Raw genomic sequence first — 26,215 nt, forward strand, 5'->3', positions numbered from 1 at the left:
GAGCGGGAGAGGTGGAGCGGAGCGATCTGCCGAGGCAGTTCAGGCGCCGGTGCAGACAGCGGTGGTTGCGGCGCGCCGCTGTCGGTGCGGGCGAGGGCTCGCCGGGAGAACACCGTTGCGCCTTGGCTTGCATTCCCGTGGACTGTCAATGATTCCCAGGTAAATTCAGAGGTTTGCGCGCTCGACTCTGCCTGACACGAACGCGTCTGATGGTGTCCATAGGGGGTGCCACGATGGCGCGAGCTCCTGAGCGAGTCACGGACGAGTCGAGCGAGCCGCTGATGCGGGCGAAGCCGCTTCCGCGGAGGTTGCCTGTCGCGGGGGCGCCGCCGGAGCTGGTGCCGGCGCGGATGATCAACGAGGTACTTTACTGCGAACGCCTGATGTACCTGGAGTGGGCGCAGGGCGAGTTCGAGGACAACGTCTTCACGGTGGAGGGCCGGAGCGTGCACCGGCGCGCGGACGTCGCGGGCGGCGAGCTGCCGCCGCGGCCGGCGGGCGCGGCGCCTGGCTCCGCCGGGGAACCGTCCGCGGCGGCGCCCTCGGCAGCGCCGGCGCCGCCTCGGCGCGCGACGGGGAGGCGTGCGGATCGGGACGAAGAGGCCAACGAGCCCGCGCCGTACGAGGCGCGCAGCGTGTGGCTGTCGTCGGAGCGGCTCGGCATCACGGCGAAGATCGACGTGGTGGAGGGGGACGCGTCGGGGCGCCTGCTCCCGATCGAGTACAAGCGCGGCCACGCGCCGGACGTGCCCTGGGGGGCGTACTTGCCGGAGCGGGCGCAGCTCTGCGCGCACGTGCTGCTCCTGCGCGAGCACGGGTATGCGTGCGACGAGGCGGCCATCTACTTCGCCGCGTCCCGCCGGCGCGTCCCGATCGCGATCGACGAGGCGCTGATCGCCGCGACCGAGGCGGCTGCGGCGCGCGCGCGGGAGGTGACGAGGGCCGCGGCGATCCCCCCGCCGCTCGTCGGGGGGCGCTGACGAGGAGGGCGAGGCGGAGCTCAGGCGGCTCCATCCGGCGCGCGACGACAGGCTGCCTGTCTACGTGCAGGAGCAGGGGGCGCGCTTCGGGCTCGCGGGGGAGCGGCTCGTGATCCACAGCCGGGCCGGTGGACAGACGGAGGCGCGGCTCTCGAACACGTCGCAGGTGGCGCTGCTCGGCAACGTGCAGATCTCGACGCAGGCGATGCGGGCGCTGCTGGAGCGCGGGATCCCGCTCTGCTTCATGACGTACGGCGGGTACTACGTCGGTCGCGCGACGGGGCTCGAGTCGAGGAACGTGGAGCTCCGCGTGGCCCAGCACCGGGCGGCGGCGGACGAGGCGTTCTGTCTGTCGTTCGCGCGCGGGGTGGTGGTGTCGAAGATCAAGAACGCGAGGACGATGCTCCGGCGGAACCACACGGCGCCGGAGGTCTCGGTCCTGTCGGAGCTCGATCCGCTCGCGCGCAACGCCTCGGAGGCGGCGTCGCTGGCGTCGTTGCTCGGGCTGGAGGGCACGGCGGCCCGCGTTTACTTCGGCGCGTTCCCGGGCATGCTGAAGGGAACGGACGAGGTGAAGGGCGCCTTCGACCTCGACGGGCGCAACCGCCGGCCGCCGCGCGATCCGGTGAACGCGCTCCTGTCGCTGGCGTATGCGCTGCTCGCGAAGGAGCTCGCGGTGACGCTGGGCACGGTGGGGCTCGATCCGCTGCTCGGGTTCTACCACCAGCCGCGCTTCGGCCGGCCGGCGCTGGCGCTGGATCTGATGGAGGAGTTCCGGCCGATCGTGGCGGACTCGGTGGTCGTGGCGGCGATCAACAACGGGGTGGTCGCGCCGGACGACTTCCAGCGCTTCGGGGGCGCGGTGGCGCTCCGGGCTGCGGGGCGGAAGAAGTTCCTCCAGGCCTACGAGCGGCGGATGGACCAGCTCGTGACGCACCCGGTGTTCGGATACCGGATCAGCTACCGCAGGGTGCTGGAGGTGCAGGCGCGGCTGCTCGCCCGGGTGCTGCTCGGCGAGGTGGGGGCGTATCCGTCGTTCCGGACGCGGTGAGCGGGCAGGGAAGGTGGAGAGGGGAACGGGAGGGTGAGAGAGAGAGGAGGCGGGCGTGAGGCAGAGCTACATCGTGAGTTACGACGTGTGCGATCCGAAGCGGCTGCGCAAGATCTTCAAGGCGATGCGGGGCTACGGGGACTGGCTGCAGCTCTCGGTGTGGCAGTGCGAGCTGAGCCGGAGGGAGCTCGTGGAGCTGCGGCGCGATCTCGGGCAGATCATCGATCCGAAGGTGGACCAGGTGTTGATCATCGATGTCGGTCCGGTCAGCGGGCGCGCGCTGAGCGCGATCGCGTCGCTCGGCAGGGCGTACGTGCCGTCGGAGCGCGTCGCCGTGGTGGTGTGAGGGGCTGACCCGGGGCGCCGGCGGGGGGGCCAGGCCGGCGGCGAGCTGCCGTCAGCGCGCCGCCGGATCCGCGAGCCACGCGGCGAGGGCATCGGGAGGGAGCTCCAAGAGGACATCGAGCTGGTGCGAGCGCGGTGATGCAGGAGAGCTGCGAGCTTTCCGCGCGGCCTGCGAGCGGTGTGCTGATCTCGTGGGGCAGCGCGCTGCTGGACGGCGCTGCGTCGGGTGGCCATGAGCCGGCCTGCGCTGCCGCGGGCTGCGCTGCGGACGCGGTGTGAACCCGATGGAGGGTGGACCGGGGCGGGCTTGTAGCCGGGAGGGAAGATCCGGCGGGAAGTGCGCGTGGCTTGCCGGGAGGTGGTGCGGGAGGTCAGAGGAAGTGCGCCGGGCTTGCCGCGAGGTGGTGCGGGAGGTCAGGGGAAGTGCGCCGGGCTTGCCGCGAGGTGGTGCGGGAGGTCAGGGGAAGTGCGCCGGGCTTGCCGCGAGGTGGTGCGGGACATCGGGGGAAGTGCGCCGGGCTTGCCGCGAGGTGGTGCGGGAGGTCAGGGGAAGTGCGCCGGGCTTGCCGCGAGGTGGTGCGGGAGGTCAGGGGAAGTGCGCGGGGCTTGCCGGGAGGTGGTGCGGGACGTTGAGGCGCTGCGCGCCGCGGGGCCGAACGCGCCTGTCGAAGTCGAGGTGCAGCGCGACGGCAAGAAGATCGCCGGTATTCGTCCGCTGGTCCGGTGAAGCTGAGCGCAGGTGACGACGGCCCACATGACGCGGGGCTGCGAGCCGGGCGCGGCACCGGCGTACGTCGAGGCGTTGCCGGCCATCGGCAAGGCTGTCCTCAGCTTGCCGCCGGGTCAGCGAACCACGCGGCGAGCGCGCCGGCGGGGAGCTCCAGGAGGACGTCGTCGAGGCGATCCGGTCCGAGCCGGTCGAACCGTTCGGCCAGCACGGAGCGCTCGGCGTCGGCGAGCGGCCGGCCGAGCTTCTTCTCGAACTGCCTCGCCCGTGTCCCGAGCTGCCCCTCCTTGATGCTCTCCTGGAGCGCCTCCCTGCGCGTCTCGTCGCGGAGGGACTGCTTGAGCTGCTCGAACCACTGTTGAGCTTCGGTCACGATCTCCTCCTCTTCTGGGTCCAGGGCCGCGCGCGTGGAGGCGTGGGGCGGGAGCTCGAAGCACAAGCGTGCTAGCCACGGCAGGGCGATGCTCCTCTCCCAGGCGTCATCGGGCAGGGCGGCGAGCTCGCGGATGGCGTCGTGGAGGACGGCGCCCGCGCCGAGCAAGCGCAGCGGGAGCGTCTCACGGGTGCGCGGCAGCTCGGAGATCACGACGACATCGACGCGCCATCCGGGGGCGGTGCGGTAGATGCCTGGGCGCGCGGGGTCCGGCTGGAAGCCGAAGGCGTCGAGCACGGTGGCGGGACGGCCGGTGCTGAGGATGCACAGCCGCTGGTAGGGAACCTCGGCGGCGGCGCGGCGCTCGAGCTCTTGGTGCCAGTGGAGCTGCTTGCGGACGCAGCCACGGAGCTCGCCCGGACCCGGGGTGTCGTGGAACAGCTCGAACTGGCACGGCTCGGCCGCAAGCTCGCCGAGCAAGCCGAGCTCGGCGCGCAAGGCGGCGCGGGCCGGGTCGGGCACGTACCAGACGTCCATGGTCTGGGAAGCGGCGGTGGCCTCCACCTCGGTGTCGGCGTCGCCAGCGCGGGTGAGGGGTTCGCGCGGGACGTTCTTGCCGAACGCGTCGAATCTGCTGCGCATCGGGGTGGCGGCAGAATGGGAGATCGCGAAGGGACCAGCAAGGCAATCGAGGCGTGCTGTGTGCGGTTTATGTGAAGCGGAAGAGCGTGCTTCCGCGTAAGTGGCGGCGCAGGGGCGAGAGGAGAGGCCGGAGCCGCTACAGCGCATTACGCGCATCGCATCGATGTTGTGCTCGTATCGTGTTGACGGCGCTGTCCGCGGGCGCGGGCTGCCGGCGCTGCGCGGTGCTGTGCCGCGTGGTGCTGTGCCGTGCCGTTGCTGCCGCTGTGAGCGGCGCCAACAGCAGCGGCAGCGACGTGGGGTGCGATGGATGACAGGCGGACAGGGAGCGGGGAAGCGAGCATCGTCGATGACGGCCTTGGTGAGGCCGCGCTTTGCGAGGATCTTGCGGGCCTCGTCGCCTTCGGCGTCGGGGCCGCCCTTTTCCTTGGGCCTGCCGAGGCTCTCCCAGCGCGCGACGAAGGTGCTGACGGCGACGAGAACGGCGGCGCCCCCGGTCTGGGTGAGGTTGCGGAACACGAACGCGTGGGCCCGCGGGGCGTGGCGCTTGAGCGTCGCGGATACAACGGGGAACCACTTGTTCTCCCAGGCGCCGAGCTCGTCGATCAAGCCGGCGTCGGTCGCGGCGGCGGTGGCGACGAAGCCTGGGCGCGTGCGGGTAACGCGCTGGATCTGGCGCCATCCCTCGGAGAGATCGTCACCGGAGAAGCCGTGAGCGACGAGCGCGGCGGCGACCTTGTTCTTGCAGAGTTCCATGAGCAGCAGGAGCACGCGCTCCGCCCTGTGATCCATGGTGAGCTTGGCCACGATCCACCTTCCGGTGGTACGGCAATCAAGGCTGTGGTGGGCTGTCGATGTGTCGAGTGCGTCCGGAGGGTGCTCGGCGTGGGAGCGTCCCGGTGCGAGAGAATGAGGACCGCGGTTGGGAGAGCCGCACCCGGGGCGCGGGGGAAGGACGACGGGGGTCGCGGGCCAGAAGCCCCGGTACGGAAGGTGGGGCGCATGGGGGCGGCGGGCGCATCCCCGGGGCGGCGGGCGGCGCCCCCGCCTCGGATGGCGGACGCCCCGCGGGGGGTGAGCCGGCGGGATGGGGGCGAGTCGGGCGAGGCGGGGGGCGAGTCGGGCGAGGCGAGGGGCGAGTCCGGCGAGGCGGGGGATGAGATGGTCGGGGCGGGGAATGCGCGCGGCGAGCCGGGGGCGGCGGCGCTGGAGGCGGGGAGCCGCGCGGCGGAGGTGGAGCAGGTGGCGGCAAAGCAGCCGGGGAGAACGGAAGGGCTGGGCGAGGGGAGGAGGGGGCATGGTAGAAGAGGGCGGGAGCACCGGCTGCGAGCGGTGGAGTGACGCGGAAAAGCCGGGGGGCGCTCGCAAGGCCGGCAGGTGTTTGAAAAGACGAAGGATTTCGAGGTAGCTGGGGGCGCGCGGAGCGGTCCCCGGCCGCCGGAGCGGGGGGCGGGAGGGGAACCTCTCGCAAACCGCGTTGCAAGTAGGCGAAATTTCAGGTAGTCCTGGAAAGCCCCTCTCCGCCGCTGAAAGGCGGCGGCCCCATTGAAGCAAGATGGGGTGTCGCTACTTCACGACCGCGACGCGGATCTCTCCGCCGCTGAAAGGCGGCGGCCCCATTGAAGCACTTGTCACGTCAGCGTTCGTGACAGGTCGGGGCCCTCTCCGCCGCTGAAAGGCGGCGGCCCCATTGAAGCGACTCGGGGTCGCTGCACGACATGAGCAGCGTGAAGCCTCTCCGCCGCTGAAAGGCGGCGGCCCCATTGAAGCCCGAGCTGCGTCACGAGGTCCGCCGGGGTGTACCCCGAGCTCTCCGCCGCTGAAAGGCGGCGGCCCCATTGAAGCTCCACGTGCCGCCGGCCCCTCTCATCGTACGTCCAGGACCCTCCGCCGCTGAAAGGCGGCGGCCCCATTGAAGCACGGGGACGCCGGGTTCGGGGCGCGCGTCGAGCTCGGCTCTCCGCCGCTGAAAGGCGGCGGCCCCATTGAAGCATCCCGGCGTTCCTCTCACGCGAGCGGAGCACGCTCTCCTCTCCGCCGCTGAAAGGCGGCGGCCCCATTGAAGCCGCAGGGCGTCGAGCTTCGAGCCGCGCGCGGGGTCGTCTCTCCGCCGCTGAAAGGCGGCGGCCCCATTGAAGCATCCCCCGAGCCGCCGGCGCCAGCTCCACCGCCGACGCCCCTCTCCGCCGCTGAAAGGCGGCGGCCCCATTGAAGCTCCGCCCTGGAGGATGAGTCCGAGCGGAACGCGCTGGCCTCTCCGCCGCTGAAAGGCGGCAGCCCCATTGAAGCAAGGATCAGTGGGTGCAGGCGACGATGCCGCTGGTCGGCTCTCCGCCGCTGAAAGGCGGCGGCCCCATTGAAGCACACCTTGCACGGTGCCTTCGTCCTCTCACTCGTCAGTGCGCTCTCCGCCGCTGAAAGGCGGCGGCCCCATTGAAGCACCAGCAGGGACACGCGCGCGGTGACGCGCTTGTTGAACTCTCCGCCGCTGAAAGGCGGCGGCCCCATTGAAGCGCCCACGGCAGCGCACCGCGAACGCGCAACCTAGAGGCTCTCCGCCGCTGAAAGGCGGCGGCCCCATTGAAGCTCCGGGACGAGCGCGACCTTCCCGGTCCACCTGGGCCTCTCCGCCGCTGAAAGGCGGCGGCCCCATTGAAGCGACGGGCATGGCAGCACGCGGTACCTGCGGGACCCCCTCTCCGCCGCTGAAAGGCGGCGGCCCCATTGAAGCACGTGCGTGAACTCCCGCCGGATCGCCTCCGCGGCGCTCTCCGCCGCTGAAAGGCGGCGGCCCCATTGAAGCATCAGGGCCACCGCGAGCGGCAACGTATCCTCGTTGACTCTCCGCCGCTGAAAGGCGGCGGCCCCATTGAAGCCCGGCCCGGGTCGAGCCGTCGTAGCCGACCCACCAGGCTCTCCGCCGCTGAAAGGCGGCGGCCCCATTGAAGCCTCCCGGTACGCGCGCCCGGCCTGCTCTGCGCCATCCTCTCCGCCGCTGAAAGGCGGCGGCCCCATTGAAGCGAGAGCGGCCGGCGCGTGATCCGCATCCCGGAGGTTCTCTCCGCCGCTGAAAGGCGGCGGCCCCATTGAAGCGCCAGGGTGATCGCGAGCGAGTCGCGCAGGTCGTCGGCTCTCCGTCGCTGAAAGGCGGCGGCCCCATTGAAGCGCGGTACAGGCGTCGCGGCGTACCTCCGCGCTCCGGCTCTCCGCCGCTGAAAGGCGGCGGCCCCATTGAAGCGATCTCCGTGTCGCTTCCTCTGATTGCGACCATGAACCTCTCCGCCGCTGAAAGGCGGCGGCCCCATTGAAGCTCGTTGACCGCCTGCACGTTCAGCCGCCCTGACAAGCTCTCCGCCGCTGAAAGGCGGCGGCCCCATTGAAGCTGAACAACGCCGGTTCGCGCGAGACGGCCGCGGGTACTCTCCGCCGCTGAAAGGCGGCGGCCCCATTGAAGCCAGCGGCTCGCCAAGGCGGTCGGCGCGGGGTCGGCGGGGCCTCTCCGCCGCTGAAAGGCGGCGGCCCCATTGAAGCTGGCTTTCGGATCGGACGTGTTGACCGGGAAACCGACTCTCCGCCGCTGAAAGGCGGCGGCCCCATTGAAGCGCGATCTCGCGCTCCTGGAGCGCCTTCAGCTCGTTGACTCTCCGCCGCTGAAAGGCGGCGGCCCCATTGAAGCACCTGGCTGCCGCGCGCGATGGAGGGGCCGACGCCGCTCTCCGCCGCTGAAAGGCGGCGGCCCCATTGAAGCTCGTCCATCGCGTCCTGGTACTGCGCGCGCAGCGAGGGCGACCTCTCCGCCGCTGAAAGGCGGCGGCCCCATTGAAGCAGCCCGTACCAGGCGTCCCACGCGGGCCCCTCGGTCTCTCCGCCGCTGAAAGGCGGCGGCCCCATTGAAGCACGTCGGTGCCCGTGATCGTCGCCGTCGCAGGCGCCTCTCCGCCGCTGAAAGGCGGCGGACCCATTGAAGCGCTGAGTACGTGCGGCACCGTTGGGCGGGAGCGTGGGCTCTCCGCCGCTGAAAGGCGGCGGCCCCATTGAAGCACAAGGTCTGGCGTAAGGAGGCCACGTTCGCCAGTGGGCTCTCCGCCGCTGAAAGGCGGCGGCCCCATTGAAGCCCAGCGCGCGCAGCTTCGAATCCGGCGAGAAACGCCGCTCTCCGCCGCTGAAAGGCGGCGGCCCCATTGAAGCCTCGTCTTGGCCCGAGGCCTCGGCGACTACGACGCGGACTCTCCGCCGCTGAAAGGCGGCGGCCCCATTGAAGCACGTGCAGCCCCGCCCGGCCGGGCAGATCGCCAGGCCTCTCCGCCGCTGAAAGGCGGCGGCCCCATTAAAGCACGAGAAAGAACTGTGAACCGTTCGTCACAATCCAAAGGCTCTCCGCCGCTGAAAGGCGGCGGCCCCCATTGAAGCGGCGCGGCGCGCTTCGCCGCGGCGCGCTTCTTCGGCGCGCTCTCCGCCGCTGAAAGGCGGCGGCCCCATTGAAGCCCCGGGTACTCGCCGACGACGAGGAGCCCGCCCGGTTCCTCTCCGCCGCTGAAAGGCGGCGGCCCCATTGAAGCAGGGTCGGGTCGAGGTTCAGCACCGCGCCGCGCGAGGTCTCTCCGCCGCTGAAAGGCGGCGGCCCCATTGAAGCCGGCTCGTCGAGGTCGCCGACAAGGCGACCAAAGACTCTCCGCCGCTGAAAGGCGGCGGCCCCATTGAAGCCTGTACTCCACCACGCCTTCGTCGATCACGTCGTGAGTACTCTCCGCCGCTGAAAGGCGGCGGCCCCATTGAAGCTCGGCGCTCTGCCACTTCACGATCTCGTCGGCCCACACCTCTCCGCCGCTGAAAGGCGGCGGCCCCATTGAAGCCCGTTGTTCGACGGGCCGTGCACCAGCGCGACCCGCTCCTCTCCGCCGCTGAAAGGCGGCGGCCCCATTGAAGCTTCTCTATGAGCTTGTCGGCTGTCCGGGGGTACTGCCTCTCCGCCGCTGAAAGGCGGCGGCCCCATTGAAGCGCGTCGATGATGCCCGCTTGCGCGGCGGTCACCTGGATCGACTCTCCGCCGCTGAAAGGCGGCGGCCCCATTGAAGCCGGGGTGGGGTGGGGCGTGCGCGTCGTCGAGGTCCTCGGGCTCTCCGCCGCTGAAAGGCGGCGGCCCCATTGAAGCGCGTCGATTGCAATGCGCCGAGCGTGATTCTCATTGGCCCTCTCCGCCGCTGAAAGGCGGCGGCCCCATTGAAGCCACGCGTCGATGCCGTAGACGAGCTCGCGCAGGATCGCTCTCCGCCGCTGAAAGGCGGCGGCCCCATTGAAGCGTCATTGTGAACGCGTACGAACCTGTGCCAGCGCCCGCCTCTCCGCCGCTGAAAGGCGGCGGCCCCATTGAAGCAGCGCGATGGCCGGGCTGGGCAGATCATACTTCTCCGCTCTCCGCCGCTGAAAGGCGGCGGCCCCATTGAAGCTCGCTGCACCTACTCGACGGCCGCTTCGCCACGGACGTCCTCTCCGCCGCTGAAAGGCGGCGGCCCCATTGAAGCATCGACACCGAGTTCATCGAGCGCCAGAACGTCCTGGCCTCTCCGCCGCTGAAAGGCGGCGGCCCCATTGAAGCCCTTCCCGCCGCACGTCGCGTTCCGCGTCGTTCGGTCTCTCCGCCGCTGAAAGGCGGCGGCCCCATTGAAGCGGCTCGCTCTTCGGGGGCGGGAGCCTCGCCGCCAAGGCTCTCCGCCGCAGAAAGGCGGCGGACCCATTGAAGCCCCTTGTGCCTGCGGGCGTTGTGCTCGGCGCTCCCGCTCTCCGCCGCAGAAAGGCGGCGGCCCCATTGAAGCTTCGCCAGCGCGGCGAGCACGTGCGGCCCGATCATCTCTCCGCCGCTGAAAGGCGGCGGCCCCATTGAAGCGGCATCGTCGCGGCGAAGAAGGACCGGAACGGAGGTCTCTCCGCCGCTGAAAGGCGGCGGCCCCATTGAAGCCCGACAGGCTGCGGACGACCCGTCTTGCGGCCGAGCGATCTCTCCGCCGCTGAAAGGCGGCGGCCCCATTGAAGCTCGCTCATGATGACACCCCTTCTGTTAACCCTGCCCTACTCTCCGCCGCTGAAAGGCGGCGGCCCCATTGAAGCCTCAGGCACTGCGCCGTGATCTCCTTCGCCCGCTCCACTCTCCGCCGCTGAAAGGCGGCGGCCCCATTGAAGCGCGATGCCCTCCCGCTACGCCTGCGCCTTCACGACCCTCTCCGCCGCTGAAAGGTGGCGGCCCCAATGAAGCACTGCGTTGCCGATGTTGAAGTTGAAGTGTTCCACGATCGTGCTCTCCGCCGCTGAAAGGTGGCGGCCCCATTGAAGCCACTCGTGATCGGCCTGGAAGAACTTGATGGCCGTGCTCTCTCCGCCGCTGAAAGGCGGCGGCTCCATTGAAGATCCACGACTTGCGACGCAACGGATTTGCACTGCTACATCTCTCCGCCGCTGAAAGGCGGCGGCCCCATTGAAGCATGTGGTCCGAGATGTTGGCACCCTGCTCCACCGGGTCTCTCCGCCGCTGAAAGGCGGCGGCCCCATTGAAGCGTGATGGAGGTGACTCGGGTTGCCATGCCTCTTCCCTCTCCGCCGCTGAAAGGCGGCGGCCCCATTGAAGCCAGCGTGCGCCGGCCGAGATCAACACCACGAGCGAACTCTCCGCCGCTGAAAGGCGGCGGCCCCATTAAAACATTAAAAATGGACAGAAGCTCTTGATTCTCTACATGACTCTCCGCCGCTGAAAGGCGGCGGCCCCATTGAAGCCCGGCCGACCGCCGGAGCGCCAACGACGAGATCAGCACTCTCCGCCGCTGAAAGGCGGCGGCCCCATTGAAGCAGGTCCTTGCGATCGGGGCCTACGGCAGCGCCGGCGACTCTCCGCCGCTGAAAGGCGGCGGCCCCATTGAAGCACGTCCGTTGTGTAGATGTGAGCGACGGGCTTGAAGGGCTCTCCGCCGCTGAAAGGCGGCGGCCCCATTGAAGCCTCTTCGAAACCGGGCAATCGTTGCGGCCCCAGACCTCTCTCTGCCGCTGAAAGGCGGCGGCCCCATTGAGGCTCTCCGTGTCGATGGCGATCTCTTTCACCGCCGTGACTCTCCGCCGCTGAAAGGCGGCGGTCCCATTGAAGCATCATGCTGCCGCGCGCGGGGGCGCTCTACGAGCTCGCCCTGCTCTCCGTCGCTGAAAGGCGGCGGCCCCATTGAAGCTGATTCGCCTGCTCGAGCCCCTCGTCACCGTCGCCGGCCTCTCCGCCGCTGAAAGGCGGCGGCCCCATTTAAGCCTTGAGAAGTTTTAAGAATCTCTTCGGTGGTCATTCCTCTCCGCCGCTGAAAGGCGGCGGCCCCATTGAAGCACCAGGACCTCGTCCCGGGTGACCCAGACGGAGACGTCCGGCGGCTCTCCGCCGCTGAAAGACGGCGGCCCCATTGAAGCGACACGAACAACTTTTCCTTTTCCGGTTTTCTCTTGACTCTCCGCCGCTGAAAGGCGGCGGCCCCATTGAAGCACCAGGACCTCGTCCCGGGTGACCCAGACGGAGACGTCCGGCGGCTCTCCGCCGCTGAAAGACGGCGGCCCCATTGAAGCGACACGAACAACTTTTCCTTTTCCGGTTTTCTCTTGACTCTCCGCCGCTGAAATGCGGCGACCTCATTGAACCACGCCCGCGCCTCGCTCTTCAGGAGACGGAGCGCCCACGACTCTCCGCCGCTGAAAGGCGGCGGCCCCATTGAAGCGAGGTGTCGCACCTTCCCCGCACTTCTCCGCCCGGACTCTCCGCCGCTGAAAGGCGGCGGCCCCATTGAAGCAGACGCCGTGTACGCCCCCGCGAGCCGCAGGAGCGCATCCTCTCCGCCGCTGAAAGGCGGCGGCCCCATTGAAGCGACCATGCGCGTCACCTGCGCGGGGCTCCACTCGCTGGCGAGCTCTCCGCCGCTGAAAGGCGGCGGCCCCATTGAAGCGCCTGGAACGGGCGCTCTTTCGAGGCCGTGGTCTTCAGCCTCTCCGCCGCTGAAAGGCGGCGGCTCCATTGAAGCTGTTACTTCTCTTTTGATTTTAATAAATGGCGGTAGCTCTCCGCCGCTGAAAGGCGGCGGCCCCATTGAAGCCCCTGTTGCGGGCCCCTTCCTCTGCCGGCACTGCGGCACTCTCCGCCGCTGAAAGGCGGCGGCCCCATTGAAGCGTCGTCGTGGGCGGCACGAAGGGCGTGGTGGCTGGCTCTCCGCCGCTGAAAGGCGGCGGCCCCATTGAAGCGCGAACTTCCCCGACGGGTCCTGAAAGTGCCGCAAGAGGGTCTCTCCGCCGCTGAAAGGCGGCGGCCCCATTGAAGCTGCGAGCTGAAACTCACCGCGATCAGCACGGGGGACTCTCCGCCGCTGAAAGGCGGCGGCCCCATTGAAGCCTCGGGCACCCGCGCCGCCGTCGAGGCGGCGCGGGCCTCTCCGCCGCTGAAAGGCGGCGGCCCCATTGAAGCGTGTAAACGCTTGCCACCTTGGGCAACATCGCGGCTCCTCTCCGCCGCTGAAAGGCGGCGGCCCCATTCAAGCGTGGCGGAGGCCATTGGTCTGACCGACGCGTTCGGCAGGACTCTCCGCCGCTGAAAGGCGGCGGCCCCATTGAAGCGTTGATGATGCGGTTCAGGAGGAGCCGGAAACGTCCCTCTCCGCCGCTGAAAGGCGGCGGCCCCATTGAAGCTTGGTCGTGGTCGCGTGCTCCGGCTCGGATGGGGACTCTCCGCCGCTGAAAGGCGGCGGCCCCATTGAAGCATCGAAGATCTGATCCAGACACCACCAACTCTCCTTCCCTCTCCGCCGCTGAAAGGCGGCGGCCCCGGCCCCATTGAAGCACCTCGTCCAGGAGCGTTTCGATCGTCATCTCGCGCTCCTCTCTCTCCGCCGCCGAAAGGCGGCGGCCCCATTGAAGCGTCCAGCGCTTCGCGCGCCGCGTGGGCCATCCGGACCTCTCCGCCGCTGAAAGGTGGCGGCCCCATTGAAGCAACGAGGAACGCCGGAACGACGGGCAGCGCCCGCTGCTCTCCGCCGCTGAAAGGCGGCGGCCCCATTGAAGCATGTACTCTCCCCCGGCCTTCTGAACATACGCGACTTCGACTCTCCGCCGCTGAAAGGCGGCGGCCCCATTGAAGCGTGGTCGTCGCGCACGGACGCGACAGCGTGACCGAGCACTCTCCGCCGCTGAAAGGCGACGGCCCCATTGAAGTGAGCGAAGCCGCGTTGTCCGCGCACCCGATGTGAATGCTCTCCGCCGCTGAAAGGCGGCGGCCCCATTGAAGCGATCCTCGCGCGGCTTCTCCCCGGGGCGTTTCACCTCTCTCCGCCGCTGAAAGGCGGCGGCCCCATTGAAGCGGCGAACGTCTCGTGCTCGTGATCGCAGCAGCCGCGCGCTCTCCGCCGCTGAAAGGCGGCGGACCCATTGAAGCATCCCCGCGATCGAGCTCATGCCGCCGCAGGACGGGCGGCCTTCCGCCGCTGAAAGGCGGCCCCATTGAAGCGTTGGATCGAACTCATCGAGCGAAGTGTTCTCGATGTCTCTCCGCTGCTGAAAGGCGGCGGCCCCATTGAAGCAACTCTGATTCAGAAGCGAGCTCGCGTTCTCGAGCCTTCTCTCCGCCGCTGAAAGGCGGCGGCCCCATTGAAGCTCGCAGAAGATGGCTTCGCGGCCGCACGCGATCTCCTCTCTCCGCCGCTGAAAGGCGGCGGCCCCATTGAAGCAGCAGCGATCCGCGGTGCAATCGTTGCCGTCGTCCGGGGGCTCTCCGCCGCTGAAAAGCGGCGGCCCCATTGAAGCACGATCTCGCGCATGAGCGAGTCCGCGACGCGTCGGCTCTCCGCCGCTGGAAGGCGGCGGCCCGTCGAAGCCGAGCGGGGGCGACGAGACAATCGATCGCTACCAACCTATCCGCCGCAGAAAGGCGGCCCCATTGACGAGGTTCACCATGAAAATAAGGCCAATCTTGCCGTGCGTTTCGACGGTTCTCTTTCAGCTCCTGATCCCCGGATGCATGAAGCTTGTTCCGGATGAGTGCTACAACCTCGGTGAGACGATCTGGATGTGTGAGTACGCGGTCACCACGGAAGCTTGTGACTGCTTCGTCGAGCAGCGGCAGACCGAATGGGCCTGTGCGACCAGCTACGACGTGGCCGCGCAGCAGACGGACAGGCTGGTGATGGTCACCCCGGGCGTGCGGAGCTATCGTCTGGTGCATTGCACGGATACCCACAGCCGGTATGCACAGGCCGCGGAGCCGGACATGGCCGTGCGTCCGATCTGCGAGGCAGCTCCCGAGGACGACGGGTGTGCGGCCTGCGGGAAGACCTCGTGTTGCGAGGAGCTCAGCGCGTGCGCGGACGATCCAGGGTGCGCCTGCTGGGTCGAATGCCTGTCCGCAGGCAACGATACGTCCCTCTGCTCCTCGATCGAAACCTGCGGTCCCGCGGAGGGCGCGGCGACGGCCGCGTCCACTTGCCTGGAACGGTCGTGCGCCGCGCAGTGCCCAGGCCTGGGCTCCCTCGGCGGCGCCCCGGCTTCCCGCGCTCCCGCGGCGGGAAAGGAGACCCGATGACCAGGCGCGCGGGATCCACGGAGCTGACCGCCTTGATGCCGCGCAGCGACGAGCTCGCGCGCGCTCACGACGCCGACGTCCTGCTCGCCGCGCTCTCGCGGCGGCTCGACCGCGACGGGTTCCACACCCTGGGTCGGCTCATCTCCGGAAGCGCCGAAGCGGAGGCCCGCGGACCGTCCGCGCGCGCGGTGTTCTTCGCGATCGCCTTGGTCGGGCGGCTGCGCGTCGAAGGGCGCGGCGGGCTCGCCGACGCGGTCGTCGCCTTGCTGAGCGGGCGTTCCCCGGACGTCGACCCGGTGCTCTGGCTGAACGAGGCCCACGCGTTCATCGCCATGGGTCGCGAGCTGGCCGCGCAGGCCCGCGCTCAGGGCCTCCACGCGCGGGCGGACGACATCGACGCGAACGCATGGACCTACCTGAGGAGCCTGCTGGTCCAGCGCCTCGACGCTGACGGACGCGAGGAGCTCGCGCGCGCCGTGAACGCGACGAGCAGGGCCGCCGAACGCCAGGCGCGCGCCGAGGAAGCGCCGCCGGTCCAGCCTCGTATCGCCGCCGCCCCGCGCGAACCGCGCCCCGAGCTTGCCGCCCAGAGGGCGCTCGTCGACAGCGTGGCGGGCGCCCACGCCGCGGATGTGCTGGCCCACGCGGCCGTCGCGAGGCTTCGCGCCGAGGGACGCGACACCCTCGCGGCGTCGCTCATGATGTTCTGGGCGCGCGAGGTCGCCGGGCCGATGGTGGATCCAGGACGCGTCGCGGCGGAGCTGCTCGCAGGGCTCAGGGCGCAAGGTCACGTCGAGATCGCGGAAGCGATCGCGCAGTTGCTGAGCGGTGCCGCCATTGAGCGCGACCCGTGCGAGATCATGGCGCTCTGGCTGAACGAGCTCGCCAGGCCGATGATCGACGCGGCGTCGCTCGCGGTCGCCCTCGTCGCGGCCCTCCGCGACGAGCGGCGTGAAGCGCTCGCGGACGCGGTCGAGGCGCTGCTCCTCCCGCCCTCCTCCCGAGAAGCTGGAAGTGCGATCCCCACTTCGAGCTCCTGAGAGGCGCCCCTGGGCGACCACGGGACCTCGGCCGACGGAGGCGCACGGGCGCGACGCCGCGGTCACCGCGGGACGCCGGAGCCCCCGTCCCGGCGCGCGACAACTGGCCCTCGGCTCGTGTCGAGCCTGGCCGCCCGCAGGTCGCCCTGAGGAGGCGTATACTCGCGGCGGAACCATGGCCCAGCCGCACATCACCGTCACCGTCGATCTCCCACAGGACGCGGGCAGCGAGCCGATCGAGGCTCTGGCGAGACGGCTGCGCTTGCTCTGGGCGCTCGACGAGGTGCGGCAGGGGCGCATGACGCGCGTTCGTGCCGCGCAGGTCGTCGGGATTGGAATCGACGCGTTTCTCCAGGAGGCGACGGCGCACGGGGTCGACGCGATCGATTACGACCTCGAGGACTTCCGGCAGGAGCTTGGTTCTTCGCCGTGATCGTCGTCGCCGATACCGTGCCGCTGCTTTATCTATCGCGCATCGGCAACCTCGACATCGTCCGCGCGGTGCACCTGGAGATCGTGGTGCCGAAGACCGTCTGGGAGGAGCTCGTCATCGCGCTACCCGCGGAACTGGGCGTCGAGTCCCTCCGGTCTCGCCCTGGATCCGCGTGAATGATGAGGTGGAACGCGCCGGCATCGATCCTGCGCTGGTGTCCCTGCTCGACGCCGGCGGGGCCGCGGCGATAGCGCTGGATCGCGAAGTGCCGCCGGGCCGCGCCGTCCGGGTCAGCCCTGGATGAGAAACGCCGGCGCGTAGCCCGGGTTCAGGTCCTCGTAGAGCTGGGTGCCGGGCATCCGGTTCCAGAGATGCCCGAGGAGCAGCGCACCACCCGCCGGACCGGACAGGAACAGGTGGACCCGGCGCGCCCCGGTCGCGCGCACCTGATCGCGCACCACCCGCCTCACCGCGAGCGCCCATCCCATCGCCGCCGCAGCGTCCGGGATCGCCGTCCGGCTCGGGGCAGGGGAGGCCGCGATCTTGATGAAGCGCCCGACCGGGAGCGCGCTGGCCCGCAGGTAAGCGAGCACGTCCTCCGAGAGGTCGTCAGCCACGCTGAGCCCCACTGCCAGCTCGTTCCCCACCCCGAGCTCCACGGGCGAGGCGACGTGCACAGGAAATCCCCCGGGCGGCTCGTCGACGTCGCTGCTCCAGCGCTGGCCGCGCTGCACGCACGCCACCTCGACCTTGCGCGTCTCGCCGAACGCGACGCCGGCCGCGAACCACGCTGGCAGCCGCATGTCGCCGCGCACGAGCACCCGGTCGAAGCCGAGGTCGCGGACGCGGCGCTCGGCCGCCTCCAGCTCCGGAAGCAGGCGCCCGTTCCAGTCCCCCGGATCGCGAAGCTGCCGGCGCGCGCGGGGGTGGTCCCCCTCGAAGAGATCGACCCAGTCGAGGCTCGCCGTCGCCCCGGCCGCCCAGGGATCGCGGTCGATCCCCTGCACCACCACGGTCGCCTGTCGCGCCTCGCCGCGCAGCCCGCGACGCGTGATCTCCGCGATGAGCGCCTGCCGGTCCACCTCGCACCGAGCCCCGGTCACCCACGCACGGATGGCTTGAACCCCCTGCTCCACCGCGAGCTCATCGCTCCTCAGCCCCACCGCGGCCATGCGATCCGCAACGCTCGTGACAAGACCCGCCCACCCCGACTGGCCTGTGAGCAGGACGAGATAATCCAGCATCTCGAGCAGGTCGGCCTCCGCGACGCCGAGGTGGCTCGCCCATCGTTTGCGCCCGCGCCCGGCCTTCGAGCCCGGCGTGGCCAGCCGCAGCCTCGGGCCGAGGGTGCTGGTGCGCCCGTCCTGCAAGGCCAGCACCTCGTCGGACACGTCGAGCGGTCGGTTGGTATAGAGGCCCATCCAGGGCCGCTGCCCGCCCCGCGACAGCGTCTGCCAGCTCTGCCAGAACCTCTGTAACGGGCTCTTGCCGCTCGGGGTCGCGGGCGTGACCCACCAGGCCTGATCGATGGGATGCCGCCCATCCACCGAGTACTTCACCTGGTAGTGCTCGTCGGCGGCCCCCCGGCGGCGCACCACGACGTCATCCACGTTGCCCGCGTTCTTCGCCTCGATCTCGATGCCGGTGACGTCCCCCGCCGGGCTCAGCGCCCGCAGGGCGTGGTACCAGGCGAAGAGGTGCTGGTAGTCGTGTCCCTGGAGCGCGGCTCCAGCAGCGCTGAGGCTCATCTCGTCGTGCCCTCGGGCGATCCCGCGGCCAGCTTGCAGCGGCACACGCGCGGCGGCAAGCGCGTGCGCCCCGCGCCCGCGCTCGCGTCCGCGCGCCGGCGCTGGTGTCGCTGGACGCTCCTCCGATAGATTCCGCCCATCAGGCCATGGACCTCCCCGCGGACAGGATCGGTCCCTATCGGCTCCTCCGGCCCATCGGCCGCGGCGGCGTCGGGCGCGTCTTCGCCGCGGTCCACCAGCACATGGGCAAGGAGGTCGCGCTCAAGCTCCTCTCGGACGAGTCGGCCGGAGACCCCCGGCGCGTGGCGCGCTTCCTCCAGGAGTCGCGCGCCCTCGCCCAGCTCCATCACCCGGGCATCGTGCGGGTCCTGCACTGCGACAGGATCGAGGACGGCACCGCTTACCTCGTGATGGAGTACCTCGAAGGGAGCACGCTCCGCGCCTGGATCCAGCGGCAGAACGGCCCGGCGCCGCTCGACGCCGCGCTGGGGATCTGCCGGCAGATCGCCGACGCCATGGTCGAGGTCCACGCGAGAGGGATCGTCCACCGCGACCTGAAGCCGGAGAACGTCCTCCTCGTGCCGGACGAGGCGTCCCCGCTCGGCCTCCGGCCGAAGATCCTCGACTTCGGCGTCGCCAAGATGCCACCCCCGGCCAGCGAGGAGCGCGCCGACACGCACGTCGAGACAGCCGCCCACGATTTCCTGGGGACCTCGGCGTACATGGCCCCCGAGCAGTGCAAGAACACAGCAGAGGTCACGGACCGGGCCGACGTCTATGCGCTCGGCGTCGTGCTGTTCGAGCTCATCGCGGGCAGAAGGCCGTTTGCCTCGAGCGATGACGTCGAGCTCCTCTACCACCACGTCCACGCCGACCCGCCGCACCTCGACGAGCTCGTGCCCGCGGTGCCCCCGGCGCTCAGCACCTTCGTGGCGTCGATGCTGGCCAAGGCGCCCGAGGAGCGCCCCGCCATGATCCGCTGCCAGGACATGCTCGCCCGGCCGTGGAAGGGCGAGAGGAACGAGTGTCCCTTCCCGGGGCTGCAGCCGTTCACGGAGGCCCAGGCCGAGCTGTTCTTCGGGCGCGACGTGGACGTCCGGGAGCTCCTCGGCCGGATCGAGGCGCTGCGCGAGGGAGAGACGGTGCGCTGGCTGCAGATCGAGGGGCCCAGCGGCACCGGGAAATCGTCGCTCGTGCAGGCCGGGCTCCTGCCGCGGCTGGCGCAGCGACCCCCGGGGACAGCGCCGTGGATCCTTGCGACGCTCCGGCCGTCCGACGACCCGATCAAGAGCCTCGCGGCGGCCATCGCGCCGGTCGTCGCGGCGCACGATCCCGCGAGGGCCCCGGCCGAGATCGAGGGCGCGCTGCGCTCGGAGGGCGACGCGCTCGGCGCGCTCCTCGCGCGCGCTGTCCCCGAGGGCACGACGCTGCTGCTCGTGGTGGAGCAGCTCGAGGAGCTGTTCGCGCTGGGCGGCGTGGACCTGCACCACGTCGATGCCCTGCTGTCGAGCTGCCTCTCCGATGAGCGATCACCCCTCCGGCTGCTCACGACGCTGCGGAGCGACTACCTCCATCGCCTGGAGCAAGCGCCCGGCCTGGCGCGCCTGCTGAACAGCAAGGCGTCGCGATATCACCTCGGGCCGATGGACGAACAAGCGCTCGCGCAGGTGATCCGCGGCATGGCGGCGCGCGCCGGACTCCGGCTCTCCGACGGGCTGCCCGAGCGCATGGTGCGCGACGCCGCCGGGACCGACGGCCGGCTGCCGCTCCTCGGACACACGCTCCGCAGCCTCTGGGCGTCGCGCGCCGCGGCCACGCTGACCCACGAGCACTACGAGCAGATCGGCGAGGTCAGCGGCGCGCTGGCGCGCCACGCCGCGCTGCTCCTCGACGGCCTGGGCGAGCAGGGGAGGGAGCGGGCCAAATGGCTCATCCTCGATCTTGTCCAGGTGGGCCGCGGCGCCCCCGATACCCGGCGCCCGCGGACGCGCGGTGAGGTCCTCGCCGCCGCGGGGGGAGACCGGTTGGCGGACGAGGTGCTCATGCGCCTGTCGGGGTTCCCGGTCGGGCAGGCGACGGCGGCGCCCGAGACCCTACGGCTCGTCGTGATATCCGCAGATCCCGCGGCGAAGCCGTCCGAGCAGCGCGTCGACCTGGTACACGAGACGCTGCTGCAGCGGGTCCCGGCCATCGTCGGGTGGATCGAGGCGGAGCGCGCGCTCCTCGAGCGGCATGCCGATCTCGAGGCCGCGGCCCACAGGTGGGAGCAATCAGGGAGGGCGGATGACTGGCTGCCCGGGGGCTCTCGGCTGGATCACTACCGCGGGAGGAGCGGCGCCCTGAGCCATCCCGAGCGGCTCCTGCGGATGGCGAGCGAGCGGGCGCGCGCCTTCCTGAGCACGGCCGAGCAGGCCGAGCGGCGGCGGCGCCGGGCACGGCGGGCGCGCGGCGTGATCTCCGGCGCTGCGGCGATCCTGGTCCTGGCGATCGCGCTCTGGGGGTGGACGGAGCGGGAGCGCGCGGCGGACAACCGGCAGCGCATCGTCCAGGCCGCGACGGAGGTCGGCGGCCTCGACTGGAGGCTCGGCAGGCTGCTGTACACGTCCAGCATCCGCTCAGCGCTGCTCGCGGAGCTCGACGGAAGCCTGTCCTCGCTGAGCCAGGAGGAGAGAGACGCCCCGGAGGTCGTCGATGCCTTCGTGAGGACCAAGCACCGCCGCAGCGACTTCGCCCGGTTCAACGAGAGCCTGTCCGCGTCGTCCGCGTTCGTCGCGCAGGCGGAGGAGCGGATCCGCTTCGGGCTCGCGCGAGACCCGTCGAGCGACGCGCTGCTCATGCAGCTCGCGTGGAACCACTCGAAGCGAGGGAAGCTCGAGCTGGCGTACGGCAGGGTCGAGCGCGCCCGCGAGGAGTTCGCGCGATCCGTGGCGACGCTGAAGGCCATGCGCGCCGACGAGAGCAGCGACTACAGGCGCACGCTCGCGACGAGCACGTCCGAGCAGGCCGACGTCGAGCTCCAGCTCGGCCGCGTCCAGGCCGCCGTGGCGCTGTACGACGAGGCGCTCCGCTGGTTCCAGCAGAACGCCGGGCCCGGCGACGACGGGAGCCGGTACGACAAGGCCTTGCTCGCGCTCGCGTTGAGCGCGCGGGGGGACGCCTTGCGCAGGGCCGGCGAGCTGCGCCCGGCGGCGATGAGCGTCGAGGAGGCCCACGAGGCCGCGGGCGCGCTGGTCCGGTCGGAGCCGGGGAACGCGTTTTACCGCTTGATCCTGGGCAAGACCCAGGTCGCCCTCGCAGCGGTCCGGGCAGACGAGCAACGGCTCGCCGAGGCGTCGCGCCTCTACGACGAGGCCACCGGCAACGGCGAGGTGCTCCACCTGGGCGACTCGACCCAGAAGGAGTACGCGCTGCTCCTGTGCCAGAGCCTCCAGGGCGTGGAGGAGCTCGCGACCGGCCGCGGAGACGGCGGGCGCGCCGCGGCGGTGCACGAGCAACGGTGTGAGATCGTTGAGCAATTCATCGCGCGGGACCCCGAGGACGCCCGGTTCAAGCGCCTGGCCTGCCGGTGACCTGCAGAAAAATGACGACCCCACGATCGATCCACCGCCGGACGGCATCCATCCGGGGGAGGGGGGCCGCGTGGCTGTGTAGGATGGATGGCGTTCGTTTATGACCGACGGCGTTCTCTCGGTGGAGGAGCTGATTGCGCGCGCGCAAGCGGGGGATCAGGCTGCCGTGGAGCGGCTGTTCCAGTGGTACTCGCCGCTCCTCGAGGACTGGGCGTCGCTTCGCCTGGGGAAGAGGCACCCCGGGATCGCGCGTCCGTCCGACATCGCGCAGGAGGCGGCCATCCGGGCTTTCCGTGCGATATCCACGTTCAAGGGGACGACGCAAGCCGAGTGGCTGTCGTGGCTGCGGAGCATCGTCGAGACCTGTACCAACCAGGCCTTCCGGGACGCCGCGCGCAAGAAGCGGGACAGGGCGGCGGAGACGCCGCTCGAAGAGCGCGAACTCCCGGCGCAGCAGCCCAGCCCCAGCCAGGCCGCCGCGGTCGAGGAGCAGTGGCGGCAGGTCTTCGGGCTGATCTTCGAGCTCCCGGAGGAGCAGCGGAAGGTGATATGGCTCTACCACCTGAGGGATCTCCGGCTCTCGGAGGTGGCCCGGAGCATGGGGAAGACCGATGCGGCCGCCGCCGGTCTCCTTCGGCGGGGGCTCGAAGCGCTCCGCGCGCGCTTGACGGGCGAGCCGGCGCCGTCGTTGGAGGGCGGCTCTCTGCGCGCGATCCAGGCGCAGGAGGACGCCACGGCTGCGCTGCTGGCGTACGTGCGCCGGCGTGACGCCGGAGAGCGGGTGGATGCCGGAGCGTTCATCGCCGAGCACCCTTCCTGCGCCGGCGAGCTCCGGCACATGATCGCGTGGATGGAACGCATCGAGTCGCTGCGGCCGGCGAACCTGGGGGAGCTCGGGGAAGAGGAGAACGGGGAGCACTGATGCTGGCGCCTGGAGCGAACGTCGAGGGCTATGAGGTGGTGAGCGTCATGGCCATCGGGGCCATGTGCCACGTCTACGAGGCGCGCGCGGACGGCGCGGCGCAGCCCGTCGCCGTGAAGGTCTTGCACGAGTCGTGGTGCGCCGACGAGGAGATCGTGACCCGGTTCCGGAACGAGGCGAGCGTCCTCCGGAGCATCCAGCACCCCCACGTCGTGCGCCTGCTCGGCGCGGGGACCTTGCCGACGGGCTCACCTTACATGGTCCTGGAGCGGCTGCAGACCCACCTCGCGCGCGCGCTCGCCGACGCGGAGGGCGCGCTGCCGCCGAGGATCGCGGCGCACCTCGCTGCCCAGATCGCGAGCGCGCTCCTTGCACTGCACAACCGCGGGATCGTCCACCGCGACCTGAAGCCGGCCAACGTGCTGCTGGACGCTCACGCGCTGGACGAGGCACGAATCCGGCTCGCGGATCTCGGCCTCGCCAAGGTGCGCCCCGAGGCGCGGAGCGATTTGCCCGCCGTGGGGCACGTCTCGACCGGCGGCGGCGCGCTGCTCGGCACCTGGGACTACATGGCGCCCGAGCAGTGGATCAAGTCGAAGAGCGTCGGCGCGGGAGCCGATGTGTACTCTCTCGGCGTTCTCCTGTTCCAGATGCTGGCAGGCCGCCTGCCGTTCGTCGCGGAGGAGCCGAAGGACCTCATGGCGCTCCACCTGTTCGAGAGCCCGCCGATGGATCGGCTCGGCGAGCAGACCCCGCCGGCGCTCCGCGACCTCACCGGCCGGATGCTGAGCAAGGTACCGGCAGCCAGGCCGGCGATGCAGGAGGTGAGCGAGCGGCTGGATTGCCTGCGGTGACCGAGAAGGACGCGCCGTCGAGAAATCGACGGAGCCCGCGATCGATCTTCCCCGGAACGGCGTCTTCTCGGTCAGGGCAGCGGGCGACTGGCCGGAGGGGCCGTGACCGCGCGCTCCTGCGGCGCCGTTCCTGGAGGTGGATACCGTGGCAGACGTCCAGAAGTACTTCATGCAGTTCGACGAGGCGATCCGGTTCGACAGGGAGCACGAGAAGAAGATCCTCTCGACGAAGCGCGAGCGCATCCTCCGCAAGCTGAGCGAGGGCATCAAGCGGCAGCGCGTCGCGGGCGCGAAGATCCCCTCGTACGAGGATCCATTCAACCAGGGCAGCTACGCGATGAACCTCGGCGTGAAGCCCGTCGACGGCGACTTCGACCTCGACGTCGGCCTGCGCTTCGACCTGTCGAAGGACGAGTACCCGGACCCTCTCGTGGTGAAGACCTGGGTCCACAATGCGCTCGACGGTCACACCAGGAAGGTTGAAATGCGCCGCTCGTGCGTCACCGTCTTCTATCAGGAGGCTGGGGAGGACATCTACCATGTCGACCTCGCGATCTACTCGAGTGGCAAGAGGAACTCCGACGGCAAGGACTACATCGCCAAGGGCAAGCCGGGGCAGAGGGCGGACGAGCGCCGCTGGGAGCCGTCGGATCCGCAGGAGCTCCAGAGCGTCATCATGAGCGGCCGCTCGGGGGAGGACGTGGAGCAGTTTCGCCGCGTCATCCGCGTCCTGAAGCGCTGGAAGGAGCTCCGCCTGTCGCAGCACGGCAGGAAGGCCCCGAAGGGGATCGCGCTGACGGTCGCCGCGCACGACGAGTTCGCGGTGTCGGTCAAGAAGGATGGTTCCGGCAAGATCACCGGGTACGACGACCTGGGAGCGCTGATCAGCCTCGTCTCCCGAATACTGAACAGGTTCGAGTCGGGCTGGAGCGCAGAGGAGCGTCAATACGTTTCATATTTGCGGATCCGGCACCCTGTGTCGCGTGATTACGACTTCTGCTCGAACATGACGAGCGCGAGCATGCTCGGCTTCAAGGAGGGCCTCGGGGCGCTCCTCTCCGCGCTGAGGAGGGCCCAGGAAATCTGGGATACGCGAGCAGCCTGCCAGGCGCTCCGGCAACAACTCGGCGACGACTTCCCGCTGCCCGAGGGCCGATAGAGCAGTTCATGAGGAGCGAGCCATCATGCCGAACAACGAACTCCAGATCCTGATCGCGGTCGATCTCTACCCTGCCGTCTCGGTCGACGAGCTCCGGGACACGCTCCCGCACGAGCGCGAGGACCGCCGTACGTTGCTCCTGACGCAGTTCGGAGCCCCGCGGCTCGCGCCTCCGCCCGACGACGCGCCGATCGACTGGCCGGCCGTGGGACGTGCTGTCGAGAAGCTCGTTGCGGAGGTCCAGACGATCCGAGGGGACCGGACCGCCGTCCTCTTCATCGGCGGTCGCGGCCCGCTCTCCGTGTTCGTCCACCTGGGCTACCTGCTCTCCAAGTTCGGGGGCAGGCAGGTGGTGCTCAACCAGCCCCCTGGCGGGGGGCCCTGGGAGCACTTTCCCATGGAGGCCGCGGCCGTCGAGAAGCCGGCCCTCCTCGACGTGGTGGCCGGCTTGCCCGCGGAGGAGGTACCGAGCTCGGGGCGCGTCGGCATCTACGTCGACACCGCTGGCAGGGACACGTCCAGGGCCGTCTTCACCGACTTCATCAAGGAGGAGGGCGACCACGTGGCCGGCCTCGTCAAGCTCCGCTCCTCGGCCCCGCTGCGCCTCACGCCGGAGGACGTGCCGGCGCTCGTGCTGCAGCTCACCCAGTTCCTGTCGCACGCGCCCACGCGCTACCCGGACCGCTCGGGCATTTCGCTCTTCGTCGGCGGCCCGGCGCAGGTCGCCTTCGCGGTCGGTCGTGCCATCAACCCGACGGTGGTCGGCAAGGACATCTGGCTCACCGAGTACCGGGCTCCGAGCTACGAGCGGCTCTACTCGCTCCCGTTCAACCCGAGGACCGAGCCCGAGATCCCGCGCGGCGCGGAGGACGTGATCGCGCGCCGGGATGTCCTCGATGCCATGGCCGCGGCGATCGACGAGCTGAAGAGACACATGAAGGCCGAGCACCTGCCCGGCGACGTGCTGTCGGCGAACGATCGAAAGAAGTTCATCGACCGCCTCGTCCGCCTGGAGCGGTCGACCGATACGAAGAAGGATAGCGCGTTCAGGCTGCGCGTGATCGAGGGGCACTACGCGCTGGGTGAGGGGATCGCCGAGGCGCTCCGCAGGAGCACCGTGCCTCATCAGCAAGGCTTCGCGAAGTTGCTCATCCTGCACGAGCTCCTCCACGACTGGCAGGCTCTCCGGAGCACGAACTACTCCGCCGTCGGTGGCGCCGGCTTCGTGCTCGAGCAGGTCGACTATGCGGCCGACGCGTTCGCGGTCCGGGCGCTGATGAAGATGGAGCTCGACAGGGGCGGTGACGCCGCTCGCGACGAGCTACGCGCTTGCCTTCAGCGCTGGCTGGAGATGGTGATCCACGGCATCTCGGCCTTCGACATCATGGTACAGGGGGCGACAACGATGGCGCGGCTCGACGAGCGCCGCCTCCGTCGCTACCTCATGTGGCATCTTCAGCTCGCGCGCGCCGCGACCATCCGGGAGCCGTCGCATGTCGATGAGATGCTGCGTCCGCCGCTGACGGTCGAACTCGCGCCGCTGGCGGGTCGTCTCGATACCGAGCGCTACGAGAAGGTGGTCAAACGAGCGCTGCCCGACACCGAGCTGTTCTGTGCCATCGGCGGGCACCTGGTAAGGCAAGCTCGGCGTCCAGGATTCGACCCCGGCGCGCTCGTCGAGGCCGTGAAGTCCTATGCGCGCGAGCCGATTCAGCAGACCATGGTGTTTCTGGTTGACGAGCACAGGGGCAAGCTTGCTCCATGGGTTGCGTGACACTTCGTTGGCGCGAACG

15 protein-coding genes and 2 CRISPR repeat arrays are annotated in these 26,215 nt (G+C 70.1%); of the genes, 13 read left to right on the forward strand and 2 right to left on the reverse strand.

Translation table 11 applies throughout. The annotated features are described in order from the left end of the window. Positions 1-233 precede the first annotated feature (233 nt). From WME96_RS01810 to cas2, 3 genes are all read left to right on the forward strand, one after another. The gene (locus WME96_RS01810) at positions 234-980 is read left to right on the forward strand and encodes a CRISPR-associated protein Cas4 (RefSeq protein ID WP_437288461.1); all 747 of its coding nucleotides are present in this window, start codon (positions 234-236) and stop codon (positions 978-980) included. A 64-nt stretch (positions 981-1,044) separates the two neighbouring features. Continuing rightward, the gene (gene cas1 / locus WME96_RS01815; protein ID WP_437288462.1) at positions 1,045-2,031 is read left to right on the forward strand and encodes a CRISPR-associated endonuclease Cas1; all 987 of its coding nucleotides are present in this window, start codon (positions 1,045-1,047) and stop codon (positions 2,029-2,031) included. 55 nt (positions 2,032-2,086) lie between these two features. After that, entirely contained in the window at positions 2,087-2,377 is a 291-nt protein-coding gene (gene cas2, locus WME96_RS01820; RefSeq protein ID WP_437288463.1) for a CRISPR-associated endonuclease Cas2, read from the forward strand. Positions 2,378-3,203: 826 nt separating this feature from the next. Here cas2 and WME96_RS01825 read toward each other — a convergent pair. Beyond that, complete coding sequence (locus WME96_RS01825) at positions 3,204-4,889, reverse strand: hypothetical protein (RefSeq protein WP_437288464.1); 1,686 nt, start codon at positions 4,887-4,889, stop codon at positions 3,204-3,206. Positions 4,890-5,171: 282 nt separating this feature from the next. Here WME96_RS01825 and WME96_RS01830 point away from each other — a divergent pair, with 282 nt between their 5' ends. The 5 genes from WME96_RS01830 to WME96_RS01850 all read left to right on the forward strand — a co-directional run bounded on the left by WME96_RS01830 (position 5,172) and on the right by WME96_RS01850 (position 16,346). Beyond that, positions 5,172-5,459 (forward strand): hypothetical protein, encoded by a 288-nt coding sequence (locus WME96_RS01830; RefSeq protein ID WP_437288465.1) that lies wholly within the window; start codon positions 5,172-5,174, stop codon positions 5,457-5,459. A 175-nt stretch (positions 5,460-5,634) separates the two neighbouring features. Next, a CRISPR array of direct repeats spans positions 5,635-12,884; the repeat unit is 36 nt; unit sequence CTCTCCGCCGCTGAAAGGCGGCGGCCCCATTGAAGC. A 121-nt stretch (positions 12,885-13,005) separates the two neighbouring features. After that, positions 13,006-13,555: direct repeats of the CRISPR family, unit length 36 nt; unit sequence CTCTCCGCCGCTGAAAGGCGGCGGCCCCATTGAAGC. Between the two features lie 500 nt (positions 13,556-14,055). Then, entirely contained in the window at positions 14,056-14,697 is a 642-nt protein-coding gene (locus tag WME96_RS01835) for a hypothetical protein (RefSeq protein ID WP_437288466.1), read from the forward strand. Continuing rightward, a complete protein-coding gene (locus tag WME96_RS01840) occupies positions 14,694-15,737 on the forward strand; it encodes a hypothetical protein (protein WP_437288467.1) in 1,044 nt (347 codons plus the stop codon). The genes WME96_RS01835 and WME96_RS01840 overlap by 4 nt, the downstream gene beginning before the upstream one ends. Positions 15,738-15,912: 175 nt before the next feature. Beyond that, positions 15,913-16,170 (forward strand): UPF0175 family protein, encoded by a 258-nt coding sequence (locus tag WME96_RS01845; protein ID WP_437288468.1) that lies wholly within the window; start codon positions 15,913-15,915, stop codon positions 16,168-16,170. Further along, a complete protein-coding gene (locus WME96_RS01850; protein WP_437288469.1) occupies positions 16,167-16,346 on the forward strand; it encodes a hypothetical protein in 180 nt (59 codons plus the stop codon). Before WME96_RS01845 ends, WME96_RS01850 begins: the two co-directional genes overlap by 4 nt. Before the next feature lie 114 nt (positions 16,347-16,460). Here the strand turns inward: WME96_RS01850 and WME96_RS01855 are convergent, their stop codons facing one another. Continuing rightward, positions 16,461-17,918: an SAVED domain-containing protein gene (locus tag WME96_RS01855; RefSeq protein ID WP_437288470.1), complete on the reverse strand. Its 1,458-nt coding sequence runs from the start codon at positions 17,916-17,918 to the stop codon at positions 16,461-16,463. 146 nt (positions 17,919-18,064) lie between these two features. Between WME96_RS01855 and WME96_RS01860 the strand changes: the two genes are divergently transcribed. The 5 genes from WME96_RS01860 (at position 18,065) to WME96_RS01880 (ending at position 26,196) form a co-directional block, all read left to right on the forward strand. Then, entirely contained in the window at positions 18,065-21,487 is a 3,423-nt protein-coding gene (locus tag WME96_RS01860) for an nSTAND1 domain-containing NTPase (RefSeq protein ID WP_437288471.1), read from the forward strand. A gap of 100 nt (positions 21,488-21,587) precedes the next feature. Continuing rightward, complete coding sequence (locus tag WME96_RS01865) at positions 21,588-22,409, forward strand: sigma-70 family RNA polymerase sigma factor (RefSeq protein ID WP_437288472.1); 822 nt, start codon at positions 21,588-21,590, stop codon at positions 22,407-22,409. After that, a complete protein-coding gene (locus tag WME96_RS01870; protein ID WP_437288473.1) occupies positions 22,409-23,263 on the forward strand; it encodes a serine/threonine-protein kinase in 855 nt (284 codons plus the stop codon). Before WME96_RS01865 ends, WME96_RS01870 begins: the two co-directional genes overlap by 1 nt. A 145-nt stretch (positions 23,264-23,408) precedes the next feature. Further along, entirely contained in the window at positions 23,409-24,422 is a 1,014-nt protein-coding gene (locus WME96_RS01875; protein ID WP_437288474.1) for a cyclic GMP-AMP synthase DncV-like nucleotidyltransferase, read from the forward strand. Between the two features lie 25 nt (positions 24,423-24,447). Next, positions 24,448-26,196: a hypothetical protein gene (locus WME96_RS01880; RefSeq protein ID WP_437288475.1), complete on the forward strand. Its 1,749-nt coding sequence runs from the start codon at positions 24,448-24,450 to the stop codon at positions 26,194-26,196. The last annotated feature ends 19 nt before the right edge of the window (positions 26,197-26,215 follow it).

This window comes from Sorangium sp. So ce406 (assembly GCF_051474675.1).
Lineage (GTDB): Bacteria > Myxococcota_A > Polyangia > Polyangiales > Polyangiaceae > Sorangium > Sorangium cellulosum_G.